We start from the raw sequence: 16,006 nt of genomic DNA, 5'->3' as shown, positions 1-16,006 counted from the left end.
TGACAACTTCGTGGGACACCTCTTGCCCGACGGGTGCCAGCGGTGCGCGGACGGCACGGAAGATGGCGAAAGCCGCGCATGGGTATACTTCTGGCAAGGCAGACCCGCAAGCTCGGCACGAGTCCGGGCCGCACGCGGGCTGCGCCCATTCGATCCGAGGAGGATCCCCATGAGCGACACCACCGAAAAGACCTCTGACACCTCGACACTCGACGCCGGGTCGACCTGCGAGTTTCCCGCCATCCGTACCGCGCGCCCGGGCCGAGCCCGTCGCTCGCTCATCGCAGCAGCCGCCCTGAGCCTGGGGCTGCTCGTCGGCTCGACCGCGCTGGCCGCACCCGCGCAGACGCCTGAGAGCACGCCGGACAGCGTAAGCGCATCCTCGCCCTCCACGAGCTGGTGGCAGGGCAGCTCTGGCGCGGCGCCCAGCACCGGTGGGGCCACGACGAACTCGGGGGCGACCACAGGAACGGACGCGCCTGCGGACCCGCTCGCCGGGCTTGCCTCGCAGCTGCCGTCCCTCGGCTCGGCTGAGCTGCAACTACTTGACGCCCTCGGCGTGGCGACCGGCCCCTCCGTCACCGTGACGGGCACGGGCACCATCAGCGTCGAACCCGACGTCGCAAAGCTGTCGTTCGCCGTCGAGGCCGACGGCGAGGACGCGACGACTGCAGCCGAAAGCGCCAATGCGCTCGCCGAGGCCGTCAACGCCGCGCTCGCCGAGGCCGGCGTGCCCGAGGAGGACATCCAGACGGGCGGCGTCAGCGTCTCTCCGCGCTACAGCTATGACGACAGCGGCAACGCAACGGTCTCGGGCTACACGGCCTCCGTCCAGTACGATCTCAGCGGCATCGCCGTGGAGAAGGTATCCGGGACACTCAGCGCCGTGCTCGACGCCGGCGTAACGCAGGTCTACACGATCGCCTACTACTCGAGCACGTACGATGAGCAGTACCAAAAGGCGCTCGCGCTCGCGTTCGAGCAGGCCAAGGGCAAGGCCGAGGCGCTCGCGCCCGTGCTGAGCAGCGGCGAGGACACCACGCTCACGCTCACGTCCCTCACGGAATCGCCGAGCTCCATGCAGTATCGCTACGCCGACGCTGGCGGCTTCACGGCCATGGACGCGGTGGCAAGCGCGAGCGACGTCGAGCAGGCCAAGGTCAACGCGACGGTCGTGCCTGGCACGATCGATATTGAGGCAACGGTGATCGCGGAGTACAGCCTGCTCGACCCATCCGTCATCAACGAGGCAATCGCGTCGCTCGCCGGCGCATCGTACGAGGCGAGCGAACTCTTCTCATAAGCTGGCACCAGCTGCCAACGCGGCTGCGTTTCGATAAGACGAGTTCTGTGCGGCGCGTGGGAATTCCCGCGCGCCGCACGTTTCTTTGCATTCGAGCGCCGTGTTCCTCGAGCCTAGCGGCGCAGCGCGGGAACGAAGCGGCCGAGCAGGCGCCGGATGAACGCCGCTTCGGGGATGCGCAGGCCTACGGCGGGGACATATGTCGCGAGTAGGGCAACGAGGCCCGACGGAACGAGATAGAGCGCCGCGCGACCGATGGAGCCGCCGATGGGCCCGACGAGCGTCGAGAGCGTCCACAGCACGAGGCCGCCCGCCGCCGCGCCGAGCAGGCCGAGGCCGAGCGAACCAAGAGCGCTGCGCGTGATGGAGCCCATGCCGATATGGCCGAACTCACGGCGCAGGTAGACGTAGCACCAGATGTCGCCGAGCACGAAGAAGGCCGTCTGCGCAAGCGCGACGCCCGTAATGCCCCAGCCTTCCCAGTCGCCGGCGCCGAGACACCACAGCAGCGTGAGAGCGATCTGCACGGCAGAGATGACGAGGTTGAGCACGGCGTAGGCACGCATGCGGCGAAGAGAAGAAAACACTTTCTGCATGAACATGAACAGCGCGTAGAACGGCAGCGAGATAGCCATGAACGAGAGGTAGCTCGCCACCATCTGCACGCTGTCCTGCGTGAACGAGCCCGCGCAGAACAGCGAGACGAGCGGCACGGAGAACACAGCGAGGTAGAGCGCGAACGGGATCATGAAGAACAGGTTCTGTCGCGTACCACCGGCGATGGCGCGGCGCAGCCCCTCGCGGTCAGCGTCGGCGGCCATGTCGGACAGCTCCGTGAACAGCGTCGTCGTGAGCGGCACCGACAGGAACGCGTAGGGCAGCGTGAACCACTGGCGCGCGTAGAACAGCACGGATGAGCCCGCGTCGCTCACCGCCATGGCGGCTGCGTTCTGCACAGAGACCGTCGCGAACGACGCCAGCGTCACGACGATCGTCGGGATGCCGAGCGCCAGCGTCTCGCGCAGAGCGGGGTCGTGCACGTCGATGCGGGGGCGCAGCCGAATGCCCGAGCGCACAAGCGCCGGGATCTGGATGGCCATCTGCGTGAACACGCCCAGAGGCGTGCCGATCGCGATGACGAGCTTTCCGAGCTCCGGATTGCTCGGCGCGAGGAACACGTAGACGAACATGACGGCGATGACGACGACGTTGTTCGCAATGGGCGCGGCCGAGCTCCAGAAGTAGTCACGCGACGCGTTGAGCAGGCCGCCGACTATGGCGCTGACACCGTAGAACAGCAACTGGATGGCGAAGAACCGGAAGAAGTACGTCACGAGCTCGCGGTCGCCCGACGGGTTGAGGAACATCTGCGTGTATACGACCTGTGGCGCGAATATCGTGGCCGCCAGCGCAACGAGGCCCAGCGCCGCGACAACGATGCCGAGAAGAGTCGAGGCGTACGCGTTCGCCCGCTCGGAGCCCTCGCGCTTGCGCAGCGAAACATAGACCGGCAGGAACGCCGTGACGAGCATGCCGCCCATGACGAGCTCGTACAGCTGGTTGGGCAGGTTGCACGCCACCTGGTACGACGAGGACAGCAGCGTCGTTCCCATGGCAAAGCCCATGGCCCACGTGCGGATGAAGCCCGTGATGCGTGACACCATGACGCACAGCGAGATGAGCGCCGCCGAGGCGCCAACGCGCGCGCCAACCGTTGCGGCGTCGTCCTCCGACGCAGCCGCAGACGGCGCGATCTCAGGCAGCGGCACCTCGCGCTCTCGAACGCCGGCACCGGCCGCAAGCGCGATCCATTCCATCGTGTCGCCAGCCGAACCGGACGGCGTGGTCGATCCTCGACCTTCACGTGAGGGTGATATTGAGCTTACAGGTTCATTGTTTGTGTCAACAGCGGGCCACTGCCCCGAAGCCTGGAGCTCAGAAACCGTGCGCTCCTGGCTCTGCGACGCAATGGCGACCCAGGTCGCAGTCTCGCCCGCAGACGCCGTCGTGCCGCCGACGCTGATGCCCGCAGAAACGGCCGTGCTCAGCCACATGGACGTGTCGTCGGGCGACACGCCTCCTCGCGACGAGGCAGGAGCCTCGCTCACCACGGCTTTCTGGCCAGGGTCGGCGAGCTTGGGCATCGTGCGCACGCGCTCCTCGGGCGAGACGCGCGTTCCCCTCTTCTGTCGGGCCTCCTCGGCCGTCTCCTCAAAGTGCTTTCCGCGACGCAGCACCATCTCACGCCTCCGTGATGTCGGCAAACGTCGCCCCGCAGAAGCGGGCAAGCGCCTCGGGATCGAGCACGAGCTGTGTTCCGATCCGTCCGCCCGACACAGCGATGCGGTCAAAAAGCTGGGCCGTCTCGTCGATGAACGTGGGGAACGCCTTCTTCATTCCGACAGGCGAGCAGCCGCCGCGAATATAACCGGTGAGGTCGCGCAGCTCGCGCACGGCGACCATTGACAGGGACTTCTCCCCCGCCGCACGCGCCGCCTTCTTGAGATCAAGCTCGCTCGCGACGGGGATGCAGAACACGCAGCATCCGCCCGACGCCGCATGGCAGACAAGCGTCTTGAACGCAGTATCGGGATCTATGCCGGTTGCCTGAGCGACGCGGAGGCCGAGATTCACGCTCGTCTCGTCCTCCACGTCATAGACAGACACATCGTAGGGAACGCCTGCGCGATCGAGCTCGCGCATGGCGTTTGTCTTTGCGGCAGCCTCGCCGCGCTTTGTGTGGCTCACAAACGGCCTGCCGGGCTAGTTCTTGTGGCCGCTGCGGCTCTTGATGATAAGGACGACCGCCACGATGATGACGATCAGGGCAACGACGCCGATGATGATCGGCACGGTGAGGTTCGTCTCATCGCCCACCGAAGGCAGCGCCGACAGGGCGGTCAAGGCATTGGCTGTTTCCATTGCGCACTCCAATCACGATGCTTCGTGCGTCCCCCGTGGACGCGCCCCACATGTCCCATGGTAACACCCGAGCCCCCACAGACGAGCCCTGTCAACCAAAGCTATCGAGCTTCCTTCTCCGCACAGACGGCACGCGCCGTCTGACGGGCTCGGTCGCGCTCGAGCAGCGGCTTGAGGAACGCACCCGTATGGCTTTCCGCCACCTCGCACACCTGCTCCGGCGTCCCCGTCGCCACGATGCGGCCGCCGCCGGATCCGCCTTCGGGGCCAAGGTCGATGAGCTGGTCGGCGACCTTGATGACGTCAAGGTTGTGCTCGATGACGAGCACGGTGTTGCCGGCGTCGACGAGGCGCTGCAGCACGCTGAGCAGCTGCCGAACGTCCTCGAAGTGCAGGCCCGTCGTCGGCTCGTCCAGGATGTAGAACGTCTTGCCCGTCTGGCGGCGATGCAGCTCCTTGGCAAGCTTCACGCGCTGGGCCTCACCACCCGACAGCGTCGTGGCGGGCTGGCCGAGGCGCACGTAGCCCAGGCCCACGTCAAACAGCGTCTGCAGCTTGCGCTTGATGTTCGGGATGCTCGCAAAGAACGCGAGCGCCTCGGACACCGTCATGTCAAGCACGTCAGAGATGGACTTGCCGCGATACGTGACCTGGAGCGTCTCGCGGTTGTAGCGTCGCCCGCCACACTGCTCGCACGGCACGTAGATGTCAGGCAGGAAGTGCATCTCGATCTTGATCTGTCCGTCGCCCTTGCACGCCTCGCAGCGACCGCCCGGCACGTTGAACGAGAAGCGTCCCGGCGAGTAGCCGCGTGCCTTGCTCTCGGGCACGCTGGCAAACAGACTGCGCAGATCATCCCAGAGGCCGATGTACGTGGCGGGGTTCGAGCGCGGCGTGCGTCCGATGGGCGACTGGTCGATGTCGATGACTTTGTCGATGAGCTCGACGCCCTCGAGCTTCTTGTAGGGACCCACGGGACGGTTCGAGCGCTGGACGGCGTTCGTGAGCGCCGGTGCCAGCGTGTCGGTGACAAGCGACGACTTGCCCGAGCCCGAGACGCCCGTCACGACCGTCAGCGTGCCGAGCTGGATGGAGACGCTGACGCTGTGCAGGTTGTTCGCCGACGCGCCCGTGATCTTGAGCACGCCGCGATCCGGATGGCGGCGCTCCTCGGGCACCTCGATCATGCGCTCGCCCGTGAGATAGGCGCCCGTGATAGAGCCCGGCGTCTCCATGACCTGCTGCGGCGTGCCAGCCGCGATGACCTCTCCGCCGAGCTCGCCAGCGCCCGGCCCCATGTCGACGACGAAGTCAGCCGCCCGGATCGTGTCCTCGTCGTGCTCGACGACGATGACGGTGTTGCCCAAATCGCGCAGGCGCTGCAGTGTCGCGATGAGTCGGGCGTTGTCGCGCTGGTGCAGGCCAATGGACGGCTCATCGAGAATGTAGAGCACCCCCATGAGGCCGGCGCCGATCTGCGTGGCCAGGCGAATGCGCTGCGCCTCGCCGCCCGACAGCGTCGTTGCCGAGCGCGACAGCGTGAGGTAGCCAAGGCCCACGTCCACGAGGAAGCGCAGGCGCTCGATGATCTCCTTCACGATGCGCGCGCCGATGAAGCGCTCGCGCTCCGTGAGCTCGAGCGCCTGGAAAAATGCGAGGCTCTCGACCGTCGACATGCAGCACACGTCGTAGATGGACTTTCCGCCCACCGTAACGGCGAGTATCTCGGGCTTGAGGCGGGCGCCGTGGCACGTCGTGCACGGCTCGTCGCGGATGAACTGTTCGAGACGGGCGCGCATGTTCTCGTTCGTCGTCTCGTTGTAACGCTCGAATATGATGGAGGACAGGCCGGGAAACTCCGTGAACCAGTTCGTGTCACGCCCGTCACGCGTGTGGTAGTCGACGCGCACCTTTGTGGAGCCCAGGCCCTCGATGAACGCCTTCTGCACCTTGGCGGGCAGGTCTTGCCACGGCGTCGCGGGGTCGACACCCAGGTGGATGGCGACGGCGCGCAGCACCTGCGGGTAATAGTTTGACATTCCAAACACGCCGCCAAACGCGCTGTCGACCGGCTGGTCGGGATGGGCGACGAGCGCGCGTACGTCGATGACGCGACGCACGCCCAAACCGTCGCAGTCAGGGCAAGCGCCGTAGGGGGCGTTGAACGAGAAGTCGCGCGGCTGCAGGTCATCCATGGAGTGGCCGTGCTCAGGGCATGACAGCGCCAGCGAGTACTGCAGGAGCTGGCCGGGCAGGCCCTCTCCCTCCATGAGCCACACGAAGACGTTGCCCTCCGCCAGGTTCGTGGCGTTCTCGACGGCCTCGGCTATGCGGCCTAGAGAGTCGGCCCGCACAGACACGCGGTCGACGACGACCTCGATGTCATGCTTGAACTTCTTCTCGAGCGTAATGGGACCGTCGTCGAGCCGGCGCACCTCACCGTCGACGCGCACGCGCGAGAAGCCCTCTTTGGCGAGGTCCTCGAACAGCTTCGTATACTCGCCCTTGCGACCGCGCACGACGGGCGCGAGCACGAGCGCCTTGCGCCCCGCGGCGGCCTCGAGAATCTTGTCGGCGACCTGGTCCGTCGTCTGGCGCTCGATGACGCGCCCGCACTCGGGGCAGTGCGGCACGCCGATGCGCGCATACAGCAGGCGCAGGTAGTCGTAGATCTCCGTGACGGTGCCCACCGTGGAGCGCGGGTTGCGCGACGTCGTCTTCTGGTCGATGGACACGGCGGGAGACAGTCCCTCGATGGCGTCGATGTCCGGCTTGTCCATCTGGCCGAGGAACTGGCGCGCATAGCTCGAGAGCGACTCCACATAGCGGCGCTGGCCCTCGGCGTAGATCGTGTCGAACGCCAGGGAGCTCTTACCCGAGCCGGACAGGCCTGTGATGACGACGAGCTCGTCGCGCGGAATCGTCAGGTTGATGTCCTTGAGGTTGTGCTCGCGAGCCCCTCGGATGACGATGCTGTTCTGACCCACCTGGTCCCCCTCGCGGGCGCCCGCGCGCCCCTCGCCTACCCCGGGTGAACGACCGGGATCCCCAGTGTACGCATGGCATCGGCTTTGGGGGCGCTCGATGTGCCGTTTTGCACCCAGTCTCAAAATAAGAACATACGTTCGATTGAGGGCAGCGCGCGGCATCGAACGAGCAAAAGGCGCCGTCGTGAGTTTGGGGTGAAAATCGTGCAGCGCCGAGCCACTTTCCATCCCGCGTCTCGGGGTATACGGTATGACGCAGTGGACATACGACGCGCTCCACGGGGCGCCGACAAGGAGAGGGTGAGTGCACGCATGGCAGAAGAGCCGAACATGGTCAACAGGCCAAACCCCAAGAAGCTCGAGCAGAACAAGCGGACGAACATCAAGCAGGTCATCGGCATCATGTCGGGCAAGGGAGGCGTCGGCAAGTCGCTCGTGTGCGGCCTGCTCGCCTGTGACGCCCAGCGCCGCGGCTTGAAGGTGGGCATCCTCGACGCCGACATCACCGGGCCGTCCATCCCTCACATGTTCGGCCTCGACGCCCGCCGCGCCACAATGGACGGCGACCTCATCGCGCCCGCCGTCGCAGCGAACGGTGTCAAGGTCATGTCCGTCAACCTGCTCGTCGCAAACCCCGATGACCCCGTTGTGTGGCGCGGGCCCGTCATCGCCGGCGCTGTGTCGCAGTTCTGGACGGACGTTGCATGGGGCGATCTCGACGTGCTGTTCGTCGACATGCCTCCGGGAACGGGCGACGTGCCGCTGACCGTGTTCCAGTCGCTGCCCATCGATGGCGTCGTCATCGTGACCTCCCCGCAGGACCTTGTCGCCATGATCGTGAGCAAGGCCGTGAAGATGGCCAAGATGATGGACGTGCCCGTACTGGGCGTCGTCGAGAACATGAGCTACTTGGCCTGCCCCGACTGCGGCAAGCACATCAACCTGTTCGGCGAGAGCCACCTGGACGACGTCGCCAAGAGCTTCGGCCTTGACGTGCTCGCCCGCCTGCCCATCGACCCGAGCTTCGCCAAGCTGTGCGACGAGGGTCACGCCGATCAGATCCCCGACGTCGGCATCAACGCGCAGAACGTGCTCGACACCGGCGCGACGGCGCGCGTCAAGAGCGCCCTGGGCGGCGTGTGGTCGCTGTCGACCGACGCGCCGAACGAGCAGTAGTGGCCGCGCGCCACGTCGTCGTCGTAGGAGGAGGGGCGTCCGGCCTTGCTGCCGCCATCAGCGCGGCACAGGTCGGCGCCCGCGTCACCGTGCTCGAGGCCAGCGCCAAAGTGGGTCGGTCCATCCTGGCCTCGGGCAACGGGCGCTGTAACTTCGCCAACGCCGACCTCGCCCCCGTGCACTACAACGACGCCCCGTTCGTCGCCTCCGTCATGGGCGACGACCCGCTTGCAACCATCCTCGCCTTCTTTGACGGCCTCGGACTGTGGTCGTGCGCCGACAGCGAGGGGCGCCTGTTCCCCCGCTCGCGCGCCGCATCCTCCGTGCTCGACGTGCTGCGCGCCCGCCTGGCCGACCTTGGCGTTGACATTGAGGTCGAAACGCGCGCCTGCGGGCTCGAGCGTCTGGCAGGCGCCGACGACCCCGAAAAAAGCCCCGCATGGCGCGTTCAGGTGGAGAAGGGCCGTCCCCTCGAGGCGAACGCCGTCATCTGGGCGGCAGGCGGCGGGACGGCGAGCGTTCCATGCAGGCAGCTCGGCATCCCCCGCATCGAGGAGACGCCTGCCCTGTGCCCGCTTGCCACGAAGCGCGGACCCATCAAGGGGCTCGACGGCGTGCGCGCCCAGTGCGAAGTCTCGCTCGTCGCCGACGGCAGCACGATCGCGCGCAAGGCAGGCGAGGTGCTGTTCCGTCCCTACGGAGTCTCAGGTATCGTCATATTCGACCTGTCGCGTCTCGCGCAGCCCGGCGACACCCTTAACCTTAACTTCATGCCAACCTTGAGCCTTTCGAGCCTTACCTCAAAGCTCGAGGATCGACTCATCCTCTGGAAAAAGCGCTGCTCTTCCCCCGAGGGGCGCCTTCACTTCCTCGACGGCGCCCTGCATCCCCTGCTCGGGCGTCGCTGCATGGAGAATGCCTGCGGCGATAAGGGCGAGCGCGAAATAGACCCTGCGACTGTCGCGCAAGAAATACTCGAGTTCAAGTTAAAGGTAAAAGGTACGGCCGACGAGGCCCATGGGCAGGTGACGCGCGGGGGCATGGCAACGAGCGCCTTCGACACGCACACGCTACAGTGCTCTGCCGTGCCCGGGTTTTACGCATGCGGCGAGGCGCTTGACGTCGACGGCGCGTGCGGAGGGTACAACCTCGCGTGGGCCTGGTGCAGCGGCCTTGTTGCCGGAGAGTCGGCAGCCCTAGGCGATGAGGAGTCAGCATGATCGAGATCCGCAACCTGTCGCTGCCCTTGTCGGGCGGCGCCGCCTCAGGCAAGAGCTACGATCTCAGGCGCCTTCGCGCGGCCGTCGCGCGCAAGCTCGGGTGCAAGCCCGAGAACCTGCGCGAGTGCGCCGTCGCTCGTCGGGCCGTGGACGCGCGCAAGAAGTCGGACGTCCATTTCGTCGTGACCGCCCACGCCAGCGTCGACGGGCTCACCGACGAGCTCGTCGTGGCACGCGCCCGCTCCAAGGACGTCGTCGTCTGGGATCCGCGCCCGCTCAACCTGCCGCACCTGCCCGGCGGTCTCTCCAGCGACGCCGAGCGCCCCGTCGTCGTAGGCGCAGGCTGTGCCGGTCTGTTCTGCGCGCTCGCCCTGGCAGAAGCCGGCTGCGCCCCCCTGCTCGTCGAGCGCGGAGACGACGCCGACACCCGCAGCTCCGCCGTTGCGCGCTTCAACGAAGGCGGCGACCTCGACACCGAGTGCAACATCCAGTACGGGGCGGGCGGCGCGGGCACGTTCTCTGACGGCAAGCTCACGACGGGCACGAGTTCGCCGTCCATCCCCTGGGTCATCGACGCCTTCATTGCGGCAGGCGCCCCTCTCGACATCGCGTGGGAGGCGCACCCCCACATCGGCAGCGACTGCCTGCCTCGCGTCGTCGACGCGCTCGTTGCCCGCATCCGTGCCGCAGGCGGCGAGGTGCGCTTCCGCACGCGCATGGACGAGATCGTCATCGAGGGTGGGCACGTCGCAGGCGTGCGCCTGAGCTCGACGGCACGCCCCGGCGAGCCTGGCGAGGGAAGTACGGAATTCGTTTCCGCCTCGCGCGTCGTACTTGCATGTGGCCACTCGGCGCGCGACGTGTATGCGAACCTCGTCGCGTCCGGCATCGAGCTCGTGCGCAAGACGTTTGCCATGGGCGTACGCGTGGAGCATCCGCAGGTTGACATCGACCAGGCACAGTACGGCCGTCTCGCCGACCACCCGAGCCTGCCTCCCGCCGAGTACAAGCTCTCGTGCCATCTGTCCGACGGGCGCGGCGTCTACACGTTTTGCATGTGTCCCGGTGGCTCCGTCGTCGCTGCAGCGAGCGAGGCCGGAGGCGTCGTCACGAACGGCATGAGTGACTTCGCCCGCGCCGGCGTCAACGCGAACGCGGCGCTGCTCGCCAACGTCACGCCTGCGGACCTGCCCGGAGACGACCCCCTCGCCGGCGTTGAGCTGCAGCGCTCCTGCGAGCGGGCAGCATTTGAGCTCGGAGGCGGAGACTACCGCGCCCCCGCTCAGCTGCTCGGCGACTTCCTCGCCGGACACGCCAGCTCAGGCGGCATGGGCACCGTGCACCCCACGTACCCGCGCGGCGTCACCTGGGGCAGCGTCGAGCCAGCCTTGCCGCCTTACGTCGCTGAGGCCTTGCGCGCCGGCATTCCGCAGCTCACGCGACGCATGCCATGCTTTGGCATGGGCGAGGCCGTGCTCACGGGCGTCGAGACGCGCTCGAGCGCCCCGGTACGCATCCCGCGCGGGGACAATCGACAATCCACGCAGGTCGCGGGGCTCTATCCCTGCGGCGAGGGCGCGGGCTACGCCGGAGGCATCATGAGCGCCGCAACGGACGGCATCGCAACGGCGTGCGCGCTGGCCAGCGACATAGAGGCCTCTCGCTCTTAGAGCACCGTATGCCCAAGGTCGCGCTGCAACAGCGACCTCGGGCACATCTCCTCTCCCAAAAATGTCGTCGCCCAAACGTCGGCCATGCGCTACGATAGCGCCCGGATCCCAGTCTCGCCCCATCGACCCGCAGAGGAGATGACCGCCCATGTTCCCGATGACCGATGACGAGTTTGAGGCGGTCATCTCCGAGGCTCTCGACGAGATGCCCGAGCGCTTCGTGCGTGCGCTGGACAACGTAGGCATCGCCATGCAGGACGAGCCCGACGACGACCAGCTCGACATTGCAGAGTACGGCACATCGGACGAGGAGAGTGGCGAGCTACTCGGCCTGTACGAGGGCCTGCCGCTTACAGAGCGCGGCGTCGACTACGGCAGCTTCGGCGCCGACGCCCCCGACGTCATCACGATATTCAAGGGCCCGCACGAGCGCAGCTTCGACTCGCGCGCCCAAATCGTCTCTGAGATCAAGAAGACCGTCATCCACGAGATCGGCCACTACTTCGGCCTCGACGAGGAGCAGCTCCATGCGATGGGCTACTAGATGTACAACGACCACCGGTGCCGGTGGGTCTTCATCCCGAGCCTCGCGCACATCCCGCGCCGCCGTCCGCGAGGCAGGCGCTTCCCGATTCTCCCCTGGCGACGCCGCCCTACTCGCCGCCGTCGTGCTGAGCGTGGGCCTATTCATCGCCTATCCCCTGGCGTGCATCATCCTCAAGAGCTTCGAAGGGCCTGACGCCCACCCGACGCTTGCCCTCTATGCCTCCGTCTTTGACGACTACGGCCATCTCATCGCCAACAGCGTATTCGTCGGCCTGCTCGCCGCCGTTTTGAGCACAGCTGTCTCCGTGCTCGTTGCCGCCGTCGTGCGTTTCGGCCCGAAATGGGCCTCTCGCCCGCTCATGGGCATGTTGCTCGTCAGTCTCATCTCGCCGCCGTTCATCGCCTCGCTCGCATTCATCGAGCTGTTTGGCAGGCGCGGCCTCATCACGTTCTCGCTGCTCGGCATCGCGGGCAACCCGTACGGCTGGCACGGCATCGTCGCCATGCAGGTACTATTCTTCACGGCGCTCAACGTCATCCTTCTCATGAGTGTGCTCGACAAAGTTGATCCCGACGTGCTGCGCGCCGCCCGGGACCTCGGCACACCCATGCGCTCCGTGTTCTGCTCTGTCGTGCTGCCTATGCTGCGCCCGTCGCTGCTCGTGTGCCTGCTGCTGACGTTCGTGCGCTCCCTGGCCGACTACGGCACGCCCGTCGTCATCGGCGGACGCTTCGAGACGGTGTCGACCGAGATATACATGCAGATCATCGGCTATTCCGACCTGCCGGCAAGCGCCGTGCTCAATGTACTTCTGCTTGGCGTCTCCGTCGTTGTGTTCGTGTGTTACGCCAGGCTCACACAGCGCTCCGAGCGCCTCGTGGCCACGTCGTCGCGTGTCGCGGGAACGGCAGAGGGCGCGCACCTTGCATTGTGCGGTCCGTTCGGCGTGGCATGTTATGCGGCGGCTGCACTGTTCTTCCTGCTCATGGCCCTGCAGTACCTCACGATCTTCTACACGGCGTTCACGAAAGGACTGGGCTTCAACGCCAAGTTCACCCTCGACAACCTCTATCACATGCTCGACTTCAACCTCACGTCGTTCGGGCGCAGCGTCACATATGCGCTCATCGTGGCCGTCGTGGGCTCCGTGCTCGGCGCGCTCATCGCGTACTACCACCGCTGGCGCCACGTACGCGGTGGCAGCGCGCTCGACTTCATCGTCACGATGCCGTACATGCTGCCCGGAACGTGCTTCGGCCTCGGCTACATCTTGGCGTTTAACTCAGCGCCGATGAAGCTGACGGGAACGGCGGCCATCATCGTCCTCAACATGGTGTTCAAACAGCTCTCCATCACGACGAAGGCGTTCGGAACGTCATTTGCGCGCATATCACCCGAGCTGGGCATGGCTGCGCGCGACCTGGGCGCCTCGAGACTCGGCGTGCTGCGCGACGTGCTGGCGCCCAACGTGCGTTCCGCCTTCGCCGTCAGCTTCGTCAACAACTTCTCGACAGCCATGATCACGATCGGCGCCGTGCTCTTCCTCGTGTCGCCTGGCCACAAACTCGCCGTGTTCGAGTTGTTCGACGCCCTGTCGACGGGCAAGTACGGCGAGGCGGCTATGATCTCGTGCTTCATCATCGTGCTGACAGTGCTCGTCAACGTCGTGTTCTCGACCCTCATCCTTCGTCGCGGGAGGCGCTAGACCATGTACCTCGAGCTTAGAGGCATCTACAAGTCGTTCGGCACCACGCCCGTCGTACGCAACCTCTCGCTGGGGGTCGAGCGCGGCGAGCTCGTGTGCCTGCTGGGATCGTCGGGCTGCGGCAAGACGACGACGCTCAAGATGATCGGCGGCTTTCTGGCGCCCGACGCCGGGCAGATCCTCATCGACGGGCAGGACGTCACGCGCATGCCGCCCGAGCGCCGGCCCGTGTCGACCGTCTTTCAGTCGTATGCGCTGTTCCCGCACCTCTCCGTCGTGCAGAATGTCGCTTACGGGCTCAAGTACCGCCACGTCGGCAAGCGTGAGGCGCTCGCGCAGGCAGCGGCATGCCTCGAGACCGTGGGTATGGCCGCGTACGCCGATGCACGCGTCGACGAGATTTCCGGAGGCCAGCAGCAGCGCGTGGCCCTGGCACGCTCGCTCGTGCTCAAGCCCAAGGTACTGCTGCTCGACGAGCCGTTCTCCAACCTGGACGCCCGCCTGCGCGTGCGCATGCGCGAGGAGGTGAAGGCCATACAGCGCGACTCGGGCGTGACGATGGTCTTCGTGACGCACGACCAGGAGGAAGCCATGGTGTTGGGCGACCGCCTTGCGCTCATGAGCGAGGGCGCCATCCGGCAGGTTGGGGCCCCCGAGGACGTGTACGGGCGACCGGCCGACGAGTTCTGCGCCACGTTCATGGGGACGGTGAACCGACTGCCGGCAGGCGACGCGGGGATGGTCGCGTTTCGGGCCGAGGACGTCGACCTTGAGGCGGGCGGCCCCTATCACGGCACGGTTGTCGGCAGCGAGTTTCTCGGCTTCTACCGGCAGTACCGCATCTCCGTGGCAGGCGCCGGCGACGCGCCAACAATGGTGCTCGCCCGCACGGGCCGACGCGCGGCGCTGCAGGTCGGAGACGCCGTGACGTTTGGCATCCACGAGGAACTGCGCATCGGGAGCGACGCCGACTAGCGCGTGTCAGACGACCAGGCGGGAGACGGTTCTTGCCAGAGACGCACGCAGCACGCCGCCCGCTTGGCCGTCCGACACGTGCGCACAAACGGCGAGCCGGATGTGATTCAGAAACATGGCATCGAAAGGAGCTCGTACAGATGGAGACGACACGTCGTCAGTTCATCGCCGGCGCCGCCGTGGCGCCCTTTATTGCAGGGAGCATCGCCCTCGGGCTGTCCAGCCCCGCCCTGGCCTCCGAGAAGGCGGCCTCGAGCGGCGCTGACGCCAAGAGCGGGTCTTCTTCCGCCGACCTGGGCCCTGCGCCCGACGCGAGCAAGACGCTCAAGGTCATCTGCACGAACGAGTCGTACAAGGCGCTGTTCGACAAGTACACCTCCGAGCGTGGCCCGAAGGTCGAGTTCATCTCCATGTCCTCGGGCGAGGCGCTCTCGAAGCTCAAGGCCGAGGGCGGTACGCCGGCAGCCGACCTGTGGTTTGGCGGCGGAATCGACTCGTTCATGGACGCCAAGGCAAACGACCTGCTCGAGCAGGTCAACTTTGACGCGGCGGCCGACTTTGCCGAGGGCTTCAAGGACGAGGACAACTACTGGTTCTCGAAGGGCGTCACCGTTGTGGGCTTCATCGCCAACAACGACATCCTGAAGAGCATCGGCGTCGAGGCGCCCAAGAGCTGGGACGACCTCACGAAACCCGACTATGCCGGCGAGGTCCTCATGAGCAACCCCGCCGTCTCCGGCACGAACTACGCCGTCGTGGCGGCGCTGCTGCAGACGAAGGGCGAGGACGCCGGGTGGGAGTACTTCACGGCGCTCAACGAGAACATCCCCTACTACTCCAAGCGCGGCGCCGACCCGGCCACGAAGACGGCGGCCGGCGAGGTGGGCATCGGCATCACCTACATCGACGGCACGCTCGACGAGCTGCGGGAGAACGCTGACCTGAGCATCATCTACCCCTCTGACGGCATGCCCTACATGCCTGACGGCGTCGCCGTGTTCAAGAACGCCGACAACGTCGAGGCAGCCAAGGACTTCATCGTGTGGCTCATGAGCAGCGACGAGAACTGGCAGTTCCTGGCGCAGATCGACAAGAAGAACACCTGCCTGCTCGTCAAGCCCAACATCGCAGGCCTCGAGCTCGACTTCGACGCCACGCAGCTGCTCAAGGAGGACCTCTCCAAGTTCGGCACGGAGCGCGAGGCGACGCTCGAGAAGTGGAAGACCCTCACAGACGGGAAGAACGCCGAGTAGGGGGTGCGCGAGAAGAGCCGAGTGCGCGGGCCGCGGGGCGCGGGATGCCTCGCGGCCCGCGGCCGGCTTGGGGGCGCCTGGGGGGGCGCGGGGAGGACGCCTGCCTGCTACAAAAACGCGCCTCATGAAATGGCGTGCTACAAATTAGCGCGATAGGGGATGCGGCAGATTTCTTGGACCAATCCTACACCGGCAGGCCCAGCCTCGCCCTCCTGCCGTCGATCGTCTCGTAGCGGGTCCGGGTGCGC

General features: G+C 66.4%; 12 protein-coding genes. 8 read left to right on the top strand and 4 right to left on the bottom strand.

Going from position 1 to position 16,006, the window contains the following annotated elements; translation table 11 throughout:
* The first annotated feature begins 169 nt into the window (after positions 1–169).
* Complete coding sequence (locus KHZ24_10710) at positions 170–1,303, top strand: SIMPL domain-containing protein (protein MBS5451658.1); 1,134 nt, start codon at positions 170–172, stop codon at positions 1,301–1,303.
* A 113-nt stretch (positions 1,304–1,416) separates the two neighbouring features.
* Here the strand turns inward: KHZ24_10710 and murJ are convergent, their stop codons facing one another.
* From murJ to uvrA, 4 genes are all read right to left on the bottom strand, one after another.
* Positions 1,417–3,120: a murein biosynthesis integral membrane protein MurJ gene (murJ, locus tag KHZ24_10705; protein MBS5451657.1), complete on the bottom strand. Its 1,704-nt coding sequence runs from the start codon at positions 3,118–3,120 to the stop codon at positions 1,417–1,419.
* A 424-nt stretch (positions 3,121–3,544) separates the two neighbouring features.
* Positions 3,545–4,006 (bottom strand): Cys-tRNA(Pro) deacylase, encoded by a 462-nt coding sequence (gene ybaK / locus KHZ24_10700; GenBank protein ID MBS5451656.1) that lies wholly within the window; start codon positions 4,004–4,006, stop codon positions 3,545–3,547.
* Positions 4,007–4,066: 60 nt separating this feature from the next.
* Positions 4,067–4,225, bottom strand: coding sequence for a hypothetical protein (locus tag KHZ24_10695; protein MBS5451655.1), 159 nt, complete (start codon positions 4,223–4,225; stop codon positions 4,067–4,069).
* A 101-nt stretch (positions 4,226–4,326) separates the two neighbouring features.
* A complete protein-coding gene (gene uvrA, locus KHZ24_10690) occupies positions 4,327–7,212 on the bottom strand; it encodes an excinuclease ABC subunit UvrA (protein MBS5451654.1) in 2,886 nt (961 codons plus the stop codon).
* 312 nt (positions 7,213–7,524) lie between these two features.
* Here uvrA and KHZ24_10685 point away from each other — a divergent pair, with 312 nt between their 5' ends.
* The 7 genes from KHZ24_10685 (at position 7,525) to KHZ24_10655 (ending at position 15,758) form a co-directional block, all read left to right on the top strand.
* Positions 7,525–8,388 (top strand): Mrp/NBP35 family ATP-binding protein, encoded by an 864-nt coding sequence (locus KHZ24_10685; GenBank protein ID MBS5451653.1) that lies wholly within the window; start codon positions 7,525–7,527, stop codon positions 8,386–8,388.
* Positions 8,388–9,608 (top strand): aminoacetone oxidase family FAD-binding enzyme, encoded by a 1,221-nt coding sequence (locus KHZ24_10680; GenBank protein ID MBS5451652.1) that lies wholly within the window; start codon positions 8,388–8,390, stop codon positions 9,606–9,608. Before KHZ24_10685 ends, KHZ24_10680 begins: the two co-directional genes overlap by 1 nt.
* Complete coding sequence (locus tag KHZ24_10675) at positions 9,605–11,278, top strand: FAD-binding protein (GenBank protein MBS5451651.1); 1,674 nt, start codon at positions 9,605–9,607, stop codon at positions 11,276–11,278. Before KHZ24_10680 ends, KHZ24_10675 begins: the two co-directional genes overlap by 4 nt.
* A gap of 148 nt (positions 11,279–11,426) precedes the next feature.
* A complete protein-coding gene (locus KHZ24_10670) occupies positions 11,427–11,822 on the top strand; it encodes a metallopeptidase family protein (protein MBS5451650.1) in 396 nt (131 codons plus the stop codon).
* Entirely contained in the window at positions 11,806–13,530 is a 1,725-nt protein-coding gene (locus KHZ24_10665) for an iron ABC transporter permease (GenBank protein MBS5451649.1), read from the top strand. The genes KHZ24_10670 and KHZ24_10665 overlap by 17 nt, the downstream gene beginning before the upstream one ends.
* A gap of 3 nt (positions 13,531–13,533) precedes the next feature.
* Positions 13,534–14,505 (top strand): ABC transporter ATP-binding protein, encoded by a 972-nt coding sequence (locus tag KHZ24_10660; GenBank protein ID MBS5451648.1) that lies wholly within the window; start codon positions 13,534–13,536, stop codon positions 14,503–14,505.
* 140 nt (positions 14,506–14,645) lie between these two features.
* Positions 14,646–15,758: an ABC transporter substrate-binding protein gene (locus KHZ24_10655; protein ID MBS5451647.1), complete on the top strand. Its 1,113-nt coding sequence runs from the start codon at positions 14,646–14,648 to the stop codon at positions 15,756–15,758.
* The last annotated feature ends 248 nt before the right edge of the window (positions 15,759–16,006 follow it).

The organism is Coriobacteriia bacterium, assembly GCA_018368455.1.
Classification (GTDB): Bacteria; Actinomycetota; Coriobacteriia; order Coriobacteriales; family UMGS124; genus JAGZEG01.
This window is presented reverse-complemented; position numbering and strand designations above follow the sequence as displayed.